The organism is Methyloversatilis sp. XJ19-49, assembly GCF_024580145.1.
Taxonomy (GTDB): domain Bacteria; phylum Pseudomonadota; class Gammaproteobacteria; order Burkholderiales; family Rhodocyclaceae; genus Methyloversatilis.
The window spans coordinates 147,754-164,867 of record NZ_JANINI010000009.1 but is presented as its reverse complement, the minus strand read 5'-3'; the positions used below and the strand labels follow the sequence as shown (position 1 = coordinate 164,867).

The window sequence follows — 17,114 nt, the reverse complement described above, 5'->3', positions numbered from 1 at the left end:
CGTCGACTCGATGTTTCTTCATGAATTCCGAATGTGCCGGTGAGCTGTCGCTTTCCGCCTTCGCGCGAGCGTCAAAACGCCGACAAGACCGAGCAGCATCGTTGCATAAGTACCTGGTTCTGGAACGGAACTGACCAAAAAACTTCCGTATGCGTTGTTCGCTTGATTGCTGAACGGATGCCCACCTGTGAAATGAGCTTCCCCGTATGTCGTCAGATAATCGATCTTGCCGAGTTGCGCGCTGAATGATTGGCCAACAGGATGACTCGCAAGCGTTATGTCTTGGCCGAGAAAGTCGGTACCGAGAAAGCCCGCTACTGTCACGCGGTCACGGTCGACTAGGGTGGGCCCAAGTAGTTGTGCCAGTTCAAGCGTTTCCGCGGGGTGACTGATCGCCAGATTGAATCCGTCGTCAGGCGTACCCGCGTTCGCGAATAGCGTCCTCAGCTCTTCCTTCGTGGCATGACGGAATCCCTTCGAGTACCACGCCCCCGTTCGCACCTCATCAAAGGTCTGCCCGATGGTGAGGGAAACATCCAGCCATTTCAGACCTGTTGATGAGTCGATCGTTATCCAGCCATCACCGGATCCCGGCGTGTAGTCGGCACTCAATACTGCTGCACTTGCCTGACCAGAAAAAACGGAAAAAACAAGTGCAAATGCGAAACCGGCTCCATGTGTGATGTACCGCATCATTGCCTCCTTAAAAGATACCTTTGCCATGCTTCAAAGCCAGTTGATGAATCTGTCAGCAGCGACCGCTCCGGAAAGCGATCAGTCCCAGCCCTGCCAACAACAACGAAATGGTCGAAGGCTCAGGCACCGGCGCCGCAATGAGGGCCAGCGTGCCGTTGGACACATCAAGTCGGTAACCCGCCTGCGTCAGGTCGCCGGACAGCGTTAGCCGGCCGGCTTGGGCGAACACTACTTCGTTGGCCCGGGCCAACTCGATGCGTTGCGCGCGGTGTGCAGGATCGAAGCCGCTCAGAGAAAGGTCGACCACCTGCGAAATCATCAGCGTGCCGGCGGCGAGCAGGGGCCCGGTGCGCAAGCCACCGGCGAAGTCGAAGTTCAGCGTTCCGCCGAGGTCGATCAGGCCGGTTACCGACAGGACATCGCTGGTCAGCAACAGGCTGCCGCCTTCGGCGACCGAGATGTCGCCACCGAGGACGCCCGAGGCGACCAGCCGGGCGCCGGCCAGCACTTCGAAGCTGCCCTCGAGCGCACCGCCGAATACCAGTTCACCGGCGGCGACCACGGTGTGACCGGCGTAGTCGTAATCACCCAGCAAGGTCAGCCGGCCGCTACCCGCCTTGGTCAAGCCGCCCGGCCCGTCGATGCGGCCGATCAGCGTGATGTCGAAGCCGTTGCTGTCGAGCGTGCCGCCGTCGGCGCCGAGCGCGATATGCCGGCGCAGTGTGAGGTCGTCGAGCGCCTGCAGCGTGCCCCCGGCGATGAGCAGGCCGCCGCGTGCGTCACCCAGCCGGGCGTCGCTGTCGATATGCAAGGTGTTGCTGATGGCGGTGCCTCCGCTGTGCGCGTAGGTGCCGGCCAGCGTCAGCGCACCGCTGCCATAGCTGTACAGCACGCCCGCGCCGCGGACCGTGCCATGGTGCGTGTCATCTTCGTCGATGAAGAAGCCCACGCCGGCACCGTGAGCCACGTCGATGTCGCGGCCGAGCGTGCTGCTGCGACCGACCAACGCGCCTTGCTGAACCTCGACAAACGCCTGCGTGCTGGCACCGCGCAGCCACAGCAGCCCTTCACCGGATTTCACGAAGCGGCCAGCGCCGGAGAACTCGCCCGACCACGCAGTGGTGTCGGCGTTTGTCATGCGCAGCACACCCTCGTTCTGCACGCGCTGGCTGGCGAGCCCGGGGCTGACCGACAATTCGCCTGCAAGGACGCGCGTGGTGCCCGTCCAGGCCGCGTCACCGACGACCAGGGTGCCGCTGCCGTCCTTCTCGAATGCACCGGTGCCTTCGATGCGACCGTGAAACTGTGTACCCGTGGATTCATGGACGCGCAGGGTGTTGTTGCCCAGCCTGACCGTGGCGCCACCTTCGACGTTCGACAGACCGGCCAGCGTGCGCGCGCCGTCGGCTGCAGCGAGGTCAAGCACCGCGTCGCGCGCCAGATCGATATGGCTTGCATCGCCGGTGCTGCCGCGCCCCTGCAATGCCAGCGTGCCGGCGCGCACATCCACCGTGCCGGTGAAGCGGCCAGCCTGCGTCAGCGCGAGTTCGCCGCTGCCGGTCTTGTCGAGCACACCGCTGCCGGACAGACCTTCGGCGAGGGTGAGCCGGTGATCGCCGAGATCGACGGCGCTGCCGCCGATGCTGTGCAGCGCACGCGCCAGTTCGAGCGCCGACGACAACTGCAGCCGGCCGCCATCGAGACGCAAGGCCTGCCCGGCAGCGCCCAGACTGGCATCGCGGCCGGCGATCAGTGTGCCGCGCACCAGGGTGCCGCCGGCCTGCGTGTTGTGCCCGGTCAATTCGATGCGTGCATTGTTGCCCACCTCAAGCATGCCGGCGCCGGACAGCCGACCGGCGAAGGTGTCGCCCGGTTGTGGTACGCCGCTGATCAGCAGCGCGCCGCCACCGAGAACCACATCGCCGGCACCCGCCAGACTGGCCGCTTCGGTCGTCGTCGTCCGGGCGGCAAGGTCCAGTGTGGCATCCAGCGCAACAAGGATGCGCGGGCTCTGACCGGGGTCGGCATCTGCGGCGAAGGTCAGACGACCTTCGGCTACATGCAGATCGCCGGTGAATGTCTGAGCGCGGGTCAGCAGCAGTTCGGCGCTGCCCGCCTTGACCACCGTGCCGGTGCCCGACACGACGTGATCGAAGTGTCCGGCGTCCGACTGTTCGAACATCAACGCGCCGCCACGCAGCAGCACATCCGTCCGCAGGCTCCCGGCGTTTGCAGCCAGCACCCCGTAACTGACCACAGGCGCGGCATGCCAGACATTATTGGCGTGCGTCAGGCGAAGCGTGCCCGCCCCCTGCTTGTACAGCGTCTGGTGAGCCGTGACCTGGCCGTGGATGCCGAAGGTGTTGCCCTGCGTGTCGATCCAGGCCGGCCCGGCCGGTCGAGGTACGACAGGCATCGGCGTCGGCGCAGGCACCGGCGTGCCATCAGGCGTCAGAATCGGAAGTTCGACGTAATCGACGCCAGACTGCGAAGTGGTGTAGCCGATGACGACATCGCGGAAGGTGTCAAAACTTGCCCCGATGACGAGCAGCTCCGAACCCAGGTAGAGCGTTGCACCGGGTTCGCCCAGATCGGCGTCGCTGAAGGCGGACCAGGAGTGGAACCACGGCCAGTAGTCGGGCCCGTAGGATACGCCGTGGAAAACGACGCCGGAACTGCAACAAAGGTTGAACCCGCCGCCGTAAATGGCGCCGTTGTTCGGGACGATGAGGTACACCTCGTCCTTGAGCTTGCGCCAACCCTCATACGCGGCCGCCAGCGACGTCGGATCGACCGGGCCATCGTAAAGCCCCGCCGCCACCGGCAGGGGCGCCGCGAGGACCAGCGCCATTAGAAGGCAGGGGTATTTTCCCGAAAACATGTCGAACCCGTACGCATATTTAATGCGTACCAGTTTCGACCGGGTACGCTACCCGGGCGTGACAGTTGCATGACACCGGGACCGATGTGACATCCGGCCCGGCAATGGCGATCTACAAGACTGGCATCGCGCGCCGGCGAAGTTGCGGCGCGTCAAGTCCGCCCGCCGCCCTATTCCGGATGCGTACCCACCGCGAGCGGGGCACCGTCGTCGTGGCGGGCCAGCCAGTCGAGGGTGGTCTGGCGGTAGCGCACCAGGCCCTTGTATTCGGCCAGTTCGTTCGGCAACGAGCCGAGCACGCGGTTGAGGCGCCTGGCCCAGCGCGGGTAGGTGGCCAGTTCTTCCATGCTGGCGAGGTAGCCGCGGATCGAGAACAGCATGCCGTTGCTGCGCGGCAGGCGGAACAGGGTCTGCAGTTCCACCCGCAGATGCACCTTGGCGCCGACATTGTCCGGCGTGACGCTGGCGCGGTCCTGTCCCCATTCGGGATAGGTTTCGGGCGCAGTGTCGAGGCGCGGGTTGATCGTCATGGTCCAGTTCAGGCGGCGCACCGGGCGGCCCTGCTGCAGCATCAGCAGGTATTTGAGCGCGCGCTCGAACACGCCCAGCTCGTGCGCCAGCGGCACCGGGCCGTGCCATTCCATGAAGCTCATGCCGACGTCGAAGGTGAGCGACCAGTCGGCCTGCGACGTGATCATGCCGGCATCGGCGAACAGGTCGCCGTTGCGCTGATCCATGATGACGAAATCGCCCTGGGTCTGGCGCGTGATGTATTCGAACGGCGGGCACGGCAATGTGGCGGCGTCGCCGAAGGTGAAGGACTGGTCGATGCCCAGCGGCTTGTTGACCCAGTGCCAGCGCTCGCCGTCCTTGTTCAGCACGAACAGATCGGGGTAGTCGCGCGCCAGCGATTCCATCAGCAGTTCGAGTGTGTCCCACTCGGCGTCCATCATGTGCGGCAGCGACACGCAGCGGCCCGGGTCGCGCTCCAGCGTGATCGCGCGGTCGCGCATTTCGGCGATGTAGTGCTCGTCGATGTCGAACGCATGCTCATTGACCGAGCCTGCCGGACCCGGCGCGTGCGGCTCCATGTTGACCGAGTACATGTACTGGTCCTGATGGAAGGGGAAGGGGAAGCGGCGGATGGCGGCCGGCGAGTTGCGATAGGTGTAGTCGTCGCGGAAGGTTTCGTCCGGCTTGAAGGCTATGGTCATGTCGTCGTCCTCACAGGTTCAGGGTCAGGCAGCCGCCCTTCAGGCGCGACACGCAGGGCATGATTTTCGTGCCCGACGCGCGCTCGTCGGCGCTCAGATACAGGTCGTGATGGATCAGCTCGCCGTCGGCGCCGAGCACCTCCAGTTCGCACTGGCCGCAGGCGCCGCCGCGACACAGGTAGGGCGCGTCGACGCCCTGCTGTTCGATCGCTTCCAGCAGCGACAGGTCGCTCGGTACGCTGAAACGGTGGCCGCTGAGGGCGAGCTTCACGTCGAACGGTTCGCCGCCGCTCGGCGCGAGGAACTGTTCGCTGTGCAGATGGCTGTCGGGCCAGCCCAGCGACTTGCCGGCATTCAGGCTGGCAGCCACCATGCCGGCCGGGCCGCAGATATAGAAGTGGGTGCCCAGCGGGCGGCCGGCCAGCAGCGAGCCGAATTCGATCTGTTCGCGGCGCGACTGCACGTAGTGGTGGATGCGGCCGGGCGCCAGCGTTTCGAGTTCGTCGGCGAACACGCCGAACTCCGGCGCGCGGTAGGCGTAATGCACTTCGAAATCTGCGCCCAGGCGCGCCAGTTCGCGCGCCTGCGAAAGGATCGGCGTGATGCCGATGCCACCGGCCACCAAGATGTGGCGCCGACCGGTGCGGTTCAGCGCGAACAGATTGACCGGTGCCGAAATGTCTAGACGCATGCCCTCGCGCGCGTCCTCGTGCAGCCAGCGCGAACCGCCGCGCGACGCCTCCTGCAGGCGCACCGCGATGCGCCAGGTGTCACGCACCGACGGGTCGCCCAGCAGCGAATACGGGTTGCGGTGCACGCGCTCGCCCAGCGGCAGCGACAGCACAGTATGGCTGCCGCCGGAGAAGACCGGGAAATCGGCGCCGTCGCTGCGCCGGAGACTGAACTCCCGGATGCCGGGCGCCAGATCGCGGATGCGACCGATTTCGACGTTCAGGGATGCGTGGCTCATGGGTAGATCACCTCCGCGGCCGGGATGTCGCCCGGCGCTTCGGCGTCGATCTGGAAGCCCATGTAGGCACCCAGACGACGCGAAAAATGGTCGCGCACGAACAGCGCCCGCCCACACCCGCTGCATGGAACGATATGGGTGTGCACGCCGCGCGTGACGGTGCGGCAATGCACGCAGAACACCGGCCGGGCGCGCGTGCCCGCCTGCATCAGGCGCATTTCGTCGCGGCTCATGCCGAAGCCGTCAGCCAGGCGCGCCGCCTGCCAGATGGCATCTTCCGGTCCGACCAGATACAGCCGGGTGCCCATCTGCGCGGCGCGCAGCGTATCGCCCAGCGCCTTCAATGCAAGCTCCAGCGTCGCGGCGGCGATGGTGTGAACGCTGGCTGGCCGTTCGGCCAGCCAGCCGGTCATCGGCGCGCCATCGGCGTGCTGGAGGATGAGCGTGATCGGGCCGGCGGGCGGTTGCGCCCACAGTCGGCGCGCCAGCGCCGCCTCGTCGGCTGCGACGAACAGCACGTGATGGGTGCCGGCGCGGTCCCATTCGAGCGCGGGGTAGACCGGCTGGCTTTTGATGGCAGGGGTGGGCATGCGGCGTCTCGTGGCAAGGGGAGGGAGCTCGCCGACCCGCCGCGCATGGGCGCTGCGGGCTGGCGTCGATGCGCGATCAGCGCTTCCTGTCGGGATGGGTGCGCTGGCGCAGCGGGTCGTAGAACGGCGTCGGCACCACCAGTGCGGCCAGATTGCCGGCCTCGCTGCGGATCGTCAGACGGGTGCCTATCGACGACTTCGCCGGCTTCAGATGCACCATCGCCAGCGACTGCATCAGCAGGCGGCTGTACGAGGCCGACGTGACCACGCCGACTTCCGTGTCACCGTCATAGACCTTCGCGCCCGCTTCGACCGCTGCGTGGTGCAGCACCGTCATGCCGGCCTGCTTGACGCGCTCTCGCCCCTTCAGGTGAAGCACCGCAGCCTTGCCGATGTAGTCGCCCGCCTTGTCGAGGTCGACCGCCCAGTCCATGTTCACTTCCCACGGCGTGGTGTCGCCTTCCGGCATTTCGAACGGGAAGAACAGCAGCGCGCCTTCGACGCGCGTCAGATCGAGCGCGGTCCATGAACACGGGATGACGCCCTGCGGCTTGCCCGCTTCGAGAATGGTGTCCCACAGGAACACGGCGTCGGCCGCACTGCAATACACCTCGTAGCCGCGTTCGCCGGAGTAGCCGCCACGGCCCAGCGTCACCTTCTTGCCGAACAGTGTGGTTTCGACGTGGTTGAAGTAGGGCAGCGCAGCCAGGTCGGCCGGCGTGTGCGCTTTCAGCACGTCGAGCGAAACTGGCCCCTGCAGCGACAGGATGTGCACGTCCTGATCGGACGTGATGGTCACATTCCTGCCCGCAGCCAGCGCGGCCAGCGTCTTCGGCGTGGCGCCGCTGCCGTGCGAAATGCGGAACCGGTCGGCAGCGTCGCGGATGATCATGATGTCGTCGACCAGCGCGCCGGCTTCGTTCACTTCGCCGCCGAGACGCGCCGTGCCCGGCTTCAGCTTCGTGACGTCGATGGTGACCATGCGGTCGATGACGGATTCGGCGTCCGGGCCAGTCACGTTGACGATGTTCAGCGCCGACACGTCGTACAGCCCGGCGCGCGTGCGCGTGGCGACCACTTCATCGTGCGGACAGCTGCTGTAGCTCCAAGGGATGGGCATGAAGTTCCACGTGTCGCCGTCGAGCTTGGAGCCGAGCTGGCGGTGCCGCTCGTTCAGAATCGAATTCCTCTGCATTTCCCGGTGTCTCCCTGTCTGACATGTCGCCGCGCAGCGCGGTCGATCCGGGACTGATTCTGTTGTCCGGGTGGGTGCGGGACAATTCTCACGAGGGGTTACCTACTTGGAGGTAGAAGCAGGCCTTGCCCGAACGAAGCACGTCGGGCACAACCCCCTGCACCGCACGGCCAAAGAAAACGGGGACGCAGGCACGATGCCCGCATCCCCGTCATCCCTGCAGCTCCCTTGACCTCCTCAGGTCAAGCAGCGCGACCCACCCTCCCCCGCGCCCCTTGCACCTTGCACCTTGCACCTTGCACCTTGCACCTTGCACCTTGCACCTTGCACCTTGAACCTTGCTCCTGCCCTCACCCCCGGACGCGCGCCTTCTCCGGGTCGTAGTGCGAAAAACGCACCTGCTTCGCCTGGATGCGTTTCTGATGGCCGTCCAGCTTGCCGATCTCGACCGTGGCGCCGAGCTCGACGGACGACACGTCGAGTCGCGCCAGCGCGATAGTCTTGCCGAGGATGGGCGAACGGGTCGTGCTGGTGATCTGGCCGATCTGTGCGCGACCGCTGTAGATCGGGTCGCCGTGCGTCACCAGCTCGCTGCCTTCGATGTCCAGCCCGACCATGACGCGCGCCGGGTGGGCCTTGCGGCGTTCGAGCGCGGCCTTGCCGACGTAGTCGTCGTCCTTGTCGGCCGCCACGGCGAAGCCGATGCCGGCTTCGAACGGATCGGTCTGGTCGCAGAAATCGTACTCGGCGAACATCAGCCCGGCTTCGATGCGCAGCATGTCGAGCGCAGCCAGACCCATCGGCGCGATGCCGTGAGGCTCGCCGGCGCGGGCCACCGCGTCCCACACCTGCACGGCGTGCTTCGGATGGCACCACACCTCGTAGCCCAGTTCGCCGGTGTAGCCGGTGCGCGACACGACGACCGGGCAGCCGTCGATCTTGCCGACCGAGAAGCGGAACCACTTCAGTTCGTCCATCGAAGCGTGGGTCGGCGGCGTGACCACGATGTCGCGCAGGATGTCGCGCGACTTCGGTCCCTGCACCGACAGGTTGTGCAGCTGGTCGGTGGATGAACGCACCCAGGCGCGCAGGCCGTGCTGCGCCGCCAGTTCGCGCAGCCACACGCCGCACCAGTCGTCGCCGCACACCAGGCGGAAGTTGTTCTGCGCCAGACGGAACACGGTGCAGTCATCGATCATGCCGCCGTGCTCATGGCACAGCGCGGCATAGACGATCTGACCGACCGCCAGCTTGCGGATGTTGCGCGTGGTGGCCCGCTGCAGCAGCGCTTCGGCGTCCGGGCCGGTGATTTCGAACTTGCGCAGCGCCGACAGATCGATCATCGCGGCGCGCTCGCGGCAGGCCCAGTACTCGTCGATCGGGCCGTTGGCGGCGAACGAGGTCTGCAGCCAGAAGCCGCGGTACTCGACCATGTTGCGGGTGAGCGCGGACGTGCGGGCGTGGAAGCCGGATTCGCGCGTCAGTCTGGGGGTGGCGTCGGGCGTCATGCGGTGTGCGATCCCTTTGGAAAAGTTGTTCGAGGCGTCATACACCCGCACGTGGATGTCGGTCGGATACCAGCCATTGGCCGGATCGATGTCATCGGGGCAGGACGACGAGGCGCAGACCAGATCGGTCAGCGCGCGCATCAGCACGTAATCGCCGGCGCGCGACCACGGCTCGTCGAGACCGATGCTGTCGTCGTGATTGACGATGGTGTTGTAGAAGAAGTTGATCGCCGGCCAGCCGGCCCGGCGCGCCACGCCCAGCGGTTCGAGCGCGTTGTTGAAGTTGTCGCTGCAGTTGGCGTGACCGGGGTAGCCCATGTCGTCGTAGTACTTGGCGCTGCAGGCGAGCATGAAGGTGTCGTGCCGGCCGACCGTGTCGCGCACCACTTCGACCAGTGCCACCTGCCGCTCGTCGTAGTACTTCGACAGCAGGCCCGGACCGGGATTGGCGGTGCCGGTCAGCGTGCGCGTGGTGGTCGGGTCGAGATCGTATTCCTGACCGCGCGCCAGCGCCGCCGCGTCGAAGGCGAGGAAGTCGGAGCACTGCCGGCCATCGACATCGATCACCTGGATGTAGTCGCCGGCCTTCACGCGGTAGGCGTGCGCCGTGCCGGCCGCGACCCGCAGGTCGAGCACCGGTTCGGCCAGCGGCGGCGGCGCCTGACCGCTGAGCGGCTCGGCGCGGAGGATGTCGGCGATCAGTTCGGTCAGCGCGTCCTGCGCGTCGGGCGCCATGTCGGTGCCCGACGCGTGCAGCAGGCAGCGCACGGCGCCCGGTGCGGTGAAGTCGCACCGCGATCCGGGCAGGCTGTCCGCCCCGAACAGGCGGGCGCGCAGCAGGCGCCAGCCGGCGGGCGCGCCATGCATCAGCGCAGCGGCCGGCGTGCCGGCGGCATCGACCGCGTCGAGTGCCACGCCCGGCAGCATGGCGGCCGCGAGTCCGGCCGGGCCGGCAAGGTAGAGGTCACCGGGCTGCAGGCCTTCTGGATCGATCAGCGCGACCCGGTCGCCGGCTGCCAGATCGAACGCGACCGAGGCACCGCCGGGCGCGACATGGCGGACATGCGCCGGACGCGGTCGGGCGGCGATCGACGGGTTGAAAGAAGCTTCGACTATCGTGTTCATCAGATGCGGTCACCCGCAGTCCGGCGCCGTGCTGCAGGGGCGCGACGGACCGCAACGGGGTTCATCGGATGCGGGCTCATCTGCGTTGATGCCGCCCGCACGCTGCAGCAGGTCAGGCGTGTTCCTGGTCGGCCGGTTCGTTCAGGTAGGCCTCGAGCGAATCGTCGAGCGCTTCGAGCCATGACGTATGGTGCGGCGTCGCCATGGTGCCGGTCATCAGGGAAGCGTAGCACTTGTTCCGGTAGCCCATGATGTCCTCGTACTTGTCGTTTTTCCACTCGAGGAAGGTCTTGTTGACCGCCGCGATGTCGAAGCTCGGATAGTCGGTCGCGTCGATCAGCTGGCCGATGTACTTGCCCTGGAATTCGAACATTTCCTGCGCGGTTTCCAGCGTCAGTTCCTCCTCGCGCCAGGCCATGTCTTCGGCGTGCATGGCTTCCGGTGAGGGCAGCGGGATGCGGCCGAGGATGACGTCGCGTGCGTACCAGGCCTGTGCGTCGAACATGTTGAAGCTGTACCACTGGTCCTGCATGCCGAGATAGATCAGCGCCGGGTTCTCTTCCCAGAACACGCCCTTGTACAGGTTCAGCGGCCACAGGCGGTTGTCGGTCTTCAGGCGCAGCTCTTCCGGCAGGAAGGGGAAGTGGTGCTTGTAGCCGGTGCACAGGATGACCGCGTCGATGTGCTTGCTGCTGCCGTCGGCGAAATGGGCCATATGGCCGTCAACGCGCAGCAGCTGCGGCTTTTCGTCCCAGTTGTCGGGCCACTTGTAGCCCATCGGGTTGGTGCGGTAACAGCTGGTGATCGAGCGTGCGCCGTACTTGTAGCACTGCGAGCCGATGTCCTCGGCTGAGTAGCTGGCACCGACGATGAGCACGTCCTTGCCCTTGAATTCGAGTGCATCACGGAAGTCGTGTGCATGCAGAACGCGACCGCCGAATGTTTCGAATCCCGGAAAATACGGCACGTTGGGGGTCGAGAAGTGGCCGCTCGCCACCACCACGAAGTCGAAGGTTTCCGAGTAGGTGAGATCCTGCTCGTAGTTGTGCACAGTGACCGTGAACAGGCGGGTGTCGTCGTCCCAGGTCACGTTGCGCACGGCGGTGTTGAAGCGGATGTGCTTGCGCACGCCGGCCTTCTCGACGCGGCCCTTGATGTAGTCCCACAGCACTTCGCGCGGCGGGTAGGAACCCATCGGGCGGCCGAAGTGTTCGTCGAAGGTGTAGTCGGCGAACTCCAGGCATTCCTTCGGGCCGTTCGACCACAGATAGCGGTACATGCTGCCGTGCACCGGCTCGCCGTGCTCGTCCAGCCCGGTACGCCAGGTGTAGTTCCACATGCCACCCCAGTCCGACTGCTTCTCGAAACACACCAGTTCGGGAATGTCTGCGCCCGTGGCCGCAGCAGACTGGAAGGCACGCAGCTGGGCCAGCCCGCTCGGGCCGGCACCGATGATGGCAACACGCTTTTTCATGCTGTGGATTCCTCTTGTCAGTTCCGTTCGGGATACGGCTGCGACGGCGCCGCATGCGCCGGGTCGCCCGCCGGATGCGCGGCATCGCGCCGAACATCAGGTGCGGCGAATGATGCGAAGCGCGACCGGTGCGGACAATTCTCAAGAGGAGTTACCCATTAGGGGGTAGGCGCCGGTCTGTCCCTGTGCGAGCGGCGGACTTGTGGGAGCGGCGGCCTCGCCGCGATATGCACTTTGATCAGCGACCATCGCTGCACGATCGCGGCGAGGCCGCCGCTCCCACAAAACCGGTGCCGCTCCCACGGGACGCCGCCTTACCCATTAGTGGGTAATCCCTTGTGAGAATTGTTCGCGCGGCAGCGTCGTTTCAATAATCGGTCCCACATCACGACCTCCGGGCGCACTGGCGCGGCCGGTGCGTCACCCCGCAGCACCCTCATTCCCGAGCATCAACGCATGGCAACCGGCTTCCCGGCCGGCTGCCGTGACGCAGAACAGGCGGACGGCGCTGGGCCCGTCATCCGTCGTACAGATCGCCCGACAACCGTGGATCACAGGAGAGCACCATGCATGAACGTTTTCGTCACAAGACCCTGAGCGCGCTGCTGCTGGGCCTGCTCGCAGCACCGCTCGCCGCACAGGCGGAAGAGGCGCCGGCGCCGTCGTACACGATCAGCGCCAACGTGGGCGTGTTCTCGCAGTACATCTTCCGCGGCATCAGCTACTCGCAGGAAAAGCCGGCCGTGCAGGGCGGCTTCGATCTCGCACACGAGAGCGGGCTCTATCTCGGTGTGTGGGGGACCAATGTCAGCGACCTGGCACTGTCGAACGCCACCGGCGAGATCGACGTCTATGGCGGATATGCGAAGACGATGGGCGACTTCCTGTTCGATGTCGGCTTCCTGCAGTTCATCTTCCCGGGCGGCAAGTACGATCCGTCCGGTGAAAGCCTGAATACGCTGGAACTGAATGCCGCGGTGACCTGGAAGTTCATCCAGCTGAAATACTCCTACGCCGTCACCGACTACTTCGGCTTCAGCGAAAAGGCATTCGGCGCCGATTCGGACGGCTCCGACTATCTGGAAGCGAACGCGAACTACGAGTTCCTGCCGGGCTGGATCGCCAATCTGCACGTCGGTCATCAGAAGGTGAAGAACTACGACGACTACGACTTCACCGACTGGAAGGTCGGCATCACGAAGAACTTCGACGGGGGCTGGCAGGCCGCCGTGGCCTATGTGGACACCAATGCCGACAAGAACTTCTACACCATCTGCGACAACGTCGGCGGCGCGGCAACGCGCTGCAAGGACACCGGCGACAGCAAGTGGCTGCTGTACGTCAAACGCACGTTCTGATGACCGAAGGGCTGCCGCGATGCAGCCCTTTTCGCTAAAGGGGATATGACATGAGCAGCAATGCGGATGTGATCGGAGCGGCGCCGGTACGATCGGCCAGCCGTGCCGAAAGTGCTTCACTGCACCGGAAGATCGACTGGACCGGTGCATTCTGGGTGGCCAGCGGTGTGCCGGCGCTGGTGCTGTTTTCGATCGGCGCAATCGCCGCCACCGTCGGCAAGCCATCGTGGATGGTATGGGCGCTGTCGATCGGCTTCGGCTTCATACAGGCCTTCACTTACGCCGAAATCGCCGGCCTGTTCCCGCACAAGTCGGGCGGCGCGTCGGTGTATGGTGCCGTAGCCTGGGTGCGCTACAGCAAGATCATCGCGCCGGTATCGGTGTGGTGCAACTGGTTCGCCTGGTCGCCGGTGCTGGCCATCGGTTCCGGGCTGGCGGCGGGCTACATACTGGGCGCGCTGTTCCCGGCCGACGCGGCGATCAATACCTGGCAGCTGACGCTGGTCGATCTCGGATTCATCAAGTCCGGCCTCGAGCTGCGCATCAACGCGACCTTCCTGGTCGGTGTCGTGCTGCTGCTGGCGGTGTTCGGCATCCAGCACGGCGGCATCCTGCGCTCGGCGCGTACGACCATGGTGCTCGGCATCACGGCGCTGATCCCGCTGATGCTGATCGCGCTGGTGCCGCTGCTGTCCGGCGACATGCCGTCGACCCACTTTTCGCCGATGGTGCCCATCGCGTGGGAAAACGGTCTGGTGGTCGATGGATCATGGAACATGGCGGGGGTCACGCTGATGGCCGGTGGCCTGTTCATCGCCGCGTGGTCGACCTACGGCTTCGAAACGGCGGTCTGCTACACGCGTGAATTCAAGGACCCGAAGAAGGACACCTTCAAGGCGATCCTGTTCTCCGGTCTGCTGTGCATCGTCGTGTTCACGCTGGTGCCGCTGGCCTTCCAGGGTCACCTCGGTCTGGGTGAGGTGGTCACGCCGCCGGTGATCGAGGCGGATGGCACGGTGTCCTCGCCCGCGGTCTACAGCGGCATGCTCGCACCCGACGTGTACAGCGGCATGGGTGTGGCCAACGTGATGTCGCACATGATGGGCGGCGGCGAAATGGTGGCGAACGTGCTGGTGGTCATGCTGGTGCTGGCGGTGCTGCTGTCCATCATGACGTCGATGGCGGGTTCTTCGCGCACGCTTTATCAGGCGTCGGTCGATGGCTGGCTGCCGCGCTACCTGTCGCACGTGAACGAACATGGCGCGCCGACGCGGGCGATGTGGACCGACCTCGGCTTCAACCTCATCCTGCTGATGCTGTCGGACTATGTCTTCGTGCTGGCCTGCTCGAACGTGGGCTACATCATCTTCAACTTCCTGAACCTGAACTCCGGCTGGATCCATCGCATCGACCGCCCGGACTGGGAGCGTCCGTTCAAGGCGCCGAACATCATCCTCGGCATCGGTGTCGTGCTCGCGTTCGTCAATCTCGCGCTGATGGGTCTGGGTGCCGACATCTACGGCGCGGGCACGCTGACGGCCGGTCTGGTGTTCGCGTCGCTGATCATTCCGGTGTTCCTGTATCGCCATTACGTGCAGGACAAGGGACAGTTCCCGGATGCGATGGTCGAGGACATGCACCTGAACGACCAACTGCCGTCAGGCGGCAAGCGTGCCGGGGTGCTGCCCTACGTGACACTGGCAGCAGGTGTCGTGGTGGTGGTGGTGTCGCACAGCCTGGCCGTGTATTGAGTACTCGCCAGCGGTTGTGCTGAACAGCCGGCAGCGGCAGCCCCTGGGCTGTCGTCTGCCGGTTTTCCTTTCAGGGTCCGGCCGGCGCGAGACGGCGCCGCGCGCCTCAGTCGTGGGCGGTGGCCCGCCGGAACTGCGGGTTCTGCAGCGCCCACACGGCCGCCTCGAGGCGGCTTTTCATGTTGAGCTTGCTGAGCACGTGCTTGATATGCACCTTCACCGTCGCATCGGAAATGCCGAGCACTCGTGCAATTTCCTTGTTGCTGCGCCCGTCCGACAGCAGACCGAGAATTTCGCGCTCGCGTTCGGTGAGATCGGTGTGGGTTGCCGCGGGCGGCGCGTTCAGCGCATGGGCGAGCAGGCCGGCGACACTGCCGTCGAGCACCATCGTGCCGGCCACCGACTGCTTGATGCGCTGGCACAGCTCCTCCGGTTCCATGTCCTTCAGCAGATAGCCATCGGCGCCGGCCTTCATCGCATCCAGCACGTCGCGTTCATCGTCGGACACGGTCAGCATGACGCAGCGGCCGCGCACGCCTGCAGCCTTGAGCCGGCGCAACGTTTCGATGCCATTCACCAACTTCATGTTGAGGTCGATCAGGATCAGGTCGGGATCGGTTTCGGCGGCCAGTGCGAGGCCGGTCGTGCCGTCGCTGGCTTCGCCGGCCAGTTCGAGTTCATCATCCGCACGCACCAGCTGGGCCACGCCCTTGCGGAACAGCGGATGATCGTCGATCAGCAGGATGCGTATGCTCATGTCGTCACTTCGGAAAGAATGTCGGCCGGCAGCTTCTGCGGCGCAAAGGCCAGCTGCACCCGGGTGCCGCCGCCCGGCCGGTGGACCACAGACACTTCGCCACCGAGCGAGCTGGCGCGCTCGCGCATGATGGACAGGCCGTAATGGTTCGTTTCTGCGTAGGGATTGGTCAGGCCGCGGCCGTCATCATCCACGATCACGGTCAGCAGATGTCCGGGGCCGTAGTGCATGCTGACCCACACATGGTAAGCCCGTGCGTGACGCACCGTGTTCGACACCGCTTCGCGGATTACCTGCATGACGTGGAACTCCTCGTTCACGCCGAGCTGGCAGCGGCCCAGATCGTGCACGAAACTGATGTCGAGACCGCTGCGCTGCGCGAATTCATCGATCGTGGCCTGCACCGACGACAGCAGCCCGCCCGGGCCCATACGCACGCGGAAGGCGGCGATCAGGTCGCGCACCTCGCGGTAGGCGGCCGACAGCCCCTCGCGCAGTTCGCGCGCTGCCTGCGCCACGTCGGCCGGGTGCTTTTCGCGATCGAGGCCGCGCTGCAGCCGGGCCACCTGGATCTTCATGTAGGCCAGCGACTGCGCCAGCGAATCGTGCAGTTCGCCGGCGATCGCCGTGCGTTCCTCCATCAGTGCCACCCGCCTTTCCTCCTGGCTGCGGCTGACGCCGGACAGCGCGAGCGCTGCCAGATGGGCGAAGCTCTCGGCCAGCTTGACCTGCGGGTCATCGACCCGCGCATGCTCGGGAAATTCGGCCACCAGTGTGCCGAGCGCCAGATCGCCGCGGCACACCGGCAGCACCAGCGAACAGGTCGGACCGGCTGCACCGGGCGGCACCACGCGCGCGGTGATTTCGCGCGCTGCCGTCTGGTCTGAAAGCTGGCCCATGATGGCAGGCTCGCCGTGGGTTGCCAGTACGGCGTCGGCACCCAGCGCCTGCCGCGCAGCGGCGCCCAGGCTCAGGGCGACGGTGCGCGCGCCGAGCGCCGATTCAAGCTGGGCAAGGCCGCCAAGCAGGCTGAACGCCGATACTTCGCTGTTGGTGAAGGTGCGCGCCACCTGATGCAGGGTCTGCAGTTCCAGCGCCTTGCGCCGCAACTGTTCGGCCGTGACCTGCTGGCGCCAGCGCACTTCCGCCTCCAGCCCGGCCTGGCGCGCCGTCAGTTCGGCCAGACTTTCGACCAGCCGTTCGATCTCGTCGCGCCCGCGCGCGCGGCTGCTTTCCGGCATCAGGCTCAGTGCGGTCTCGCTGCGGCAGACAAGCAGGCGATACGCCCGGTGTGCGATCAACGTGCAACCAACGAAGATGGCGAGCACGCACAGCCCCTGCAGCAGCAGCATGACCGCCACCCGCTCGAGCAGCGCACGCTCGACGCCGGCCACCACGTCGCACAGCGCACCTTCGGCCGCCGCCGGCGCGGCGCACAGTGCGACCATGCGGCCGAATACCTGCGAAAACTGCCGCTCCAATTCGATGCTGCCCCAGAAGGCCAGCGCCGCGCACAGCGCACAGCCGGCCAGCATGGCCGTCAATCCGGTATACAGCGGGTAGCGCCTGCCGGCGCCTGAAAGGAAACGAATCAC

Annotated in this window: 12 protein-coding genes; 2 read left to right on the top strand and 10 right to left on the bottom strand. The window is 65.8% G+C overall.

Annotated features, from left to right (window positions below; all coding sequences use genetic code 11):
• Positions 1-18 precede the first annotated feature (18 nt).
• The 8 genes from NMQ16_RS12460 to NMQ16_RS12425 all read right to left on the bottom strand — a co-directional run bounded on the left by NMQ16_RS12460 (position 19) and on the right by NMQ16_RS12425 (position 11,653).
• Positions 19-723 carry a PEP-CTERM sorting domain-containing protein gene (locus tag NMQ16_RS12460; protein WP_257081037.1) on the bottom strand — a complete coding sequence of 235 codons (705 nt, stop codon included), beginning with the start codon at positions 721-723 and terminating at the stop codon, positions 19-21.
• Between the two features lie 25 nt (positions 724-748).
• Entirely contained in the window at positions 749-3,547 is a 2,799-nt protein-coding gene (locus NMQ16_RS12455) for an autotransporter-associated beta strand repeat-containing protein (RefSeq protein WP_257081035.1), read from the bottom strand.
• A 200-nt stretch (positions 3,548-3,747) separates the two neighbouring features.
• A complete protein-coding gene (locus NMQ16_RS12450) occupies positions 3,748-4,791 on the bottom strand; it encodes a DUF3445 domain-containing protein (RefSeq protein WP_257081033.1) in 1,044 nt (347 codons plus the stop codon).
• A 10-nt stretch (positions 4,792-4,801) separates the two neighbouring features.
• Positions 4,802-5,761 (bottom strand): PDR/VanB family oxidoreductase, encoded by a 960-nt coding sequence (locus NMQ16_RS12445; RefSeq protein ID WP_257081031.1) that lies wholly within the window; start codon positions 5,759-5,761, stop codon positions 4,802-4,804.
• Positions 5,758-6,351, bottom strand: a complete 594-nt coding sequence (locus NMQ16_RS12440; protein WP_257081029.1) for a dimethylamine monooxygenase subunit DmmA family protein — start codon at positions 6,349-6,351, stop codon at positions 5,758-5,760. Before NMQ16_RS12440 ends, NMQ16_RS12445 begins: the two co-directional genes overlap by 4 nt.
• Positions 6,352-6,427: 76 nt before the next feature.
• On the bottom strand, positions 6,428-7,546 hold the full coding sequence (locus NMQ16_RS12435; protein ID WP_257081028.1) for an aminomethyltransferase family protein: 1,119 nt from the start codon (positions 7,544-7,546) through the stop codon (positions 6,428-6,430).
• 350 nt (positions 7,547-7,896) lie between these two features.
• On the bottom strand, positions 7,897-10,179 hold the full coding sequence (locus NMQ16_RS12430) for a DUF1989 domain-containing protein (RefSeq protein WP_257081027.1): 2,283 nt from the start codon (positions 10,177-10,179) through the stop codon (positions 7,897-7,899).
• A gap of 112 nt (positions 10,180-10,291) precedes the next feature.
• A complete protein-coding gene (locus NMQ16_RS12425) occupies positions 10,292-11,653 on the bottom strand; it encodes an NAD(P)/FAD-dependent oxidoreductase (RefSeq protein WP_257081025.1) in 1,362 nt (453 codons plus the stop codon).
• A 566-nt stretch (positions 11,654-12,219) separates the two neighbouring features.
• Between NMQ16_RS12425 and NMQ16_RS12420 the strand changes: the two genes are divergently transcribed.
• On the top strand, positions 12,220-13,011 hold the full coding sequence (locus tag NMQ16_RS12420) for a TorF family putative porin (RefSeq protein ID WP_257081023.1): 792 nt from the start codon (positions 12,220-12,222) through the stop codon (positions 13,009-13,011).
• A gap of 50 nt (positions 13,012-13,061) precedes the next feature.
• Positions 13,062-14,762 carry an APC family permease gene (locus NMQ16_RS12415; RefSeq protein WP_257081020.1) on the top strand — a complete coding sequence of 567 codons (1,701 nt, stop codon included), beginning with the start codon at positions 13,062-13,064 and terminating at the stop codon, positions 14,760-14,762.
• Positions 14,763-14,868: 106 nt separating this feature from the next.
• On the opposite strand, the gene narL is transcribed toward NMQ16_RS12415, so the two are convergent.
• Positions 14,869-15,519, bottom strand: a complete 651-nt coding sequence (narL, locus tag NMQ16_RS12410; RefSeq protein ID WP_257081019.1) for a two-component system response regulator NarL — start codon at positions 15,517-15,519, stop codon at positions 14,869-14,871.
• Complete coding sequence (locus tag NMQ16_RS12405) at positions 15,516-17,114, bottom strand: ATP-binding protein (RefSeq protein WP_257081018.1); 1,599 nt, start codon at positions 17,112-17,114, stop codon at positions 15,516-15,518. The genes narL and NMQ16_RS12405 overlap by 4 nt, the downstream gene beginning before the upstream one ends.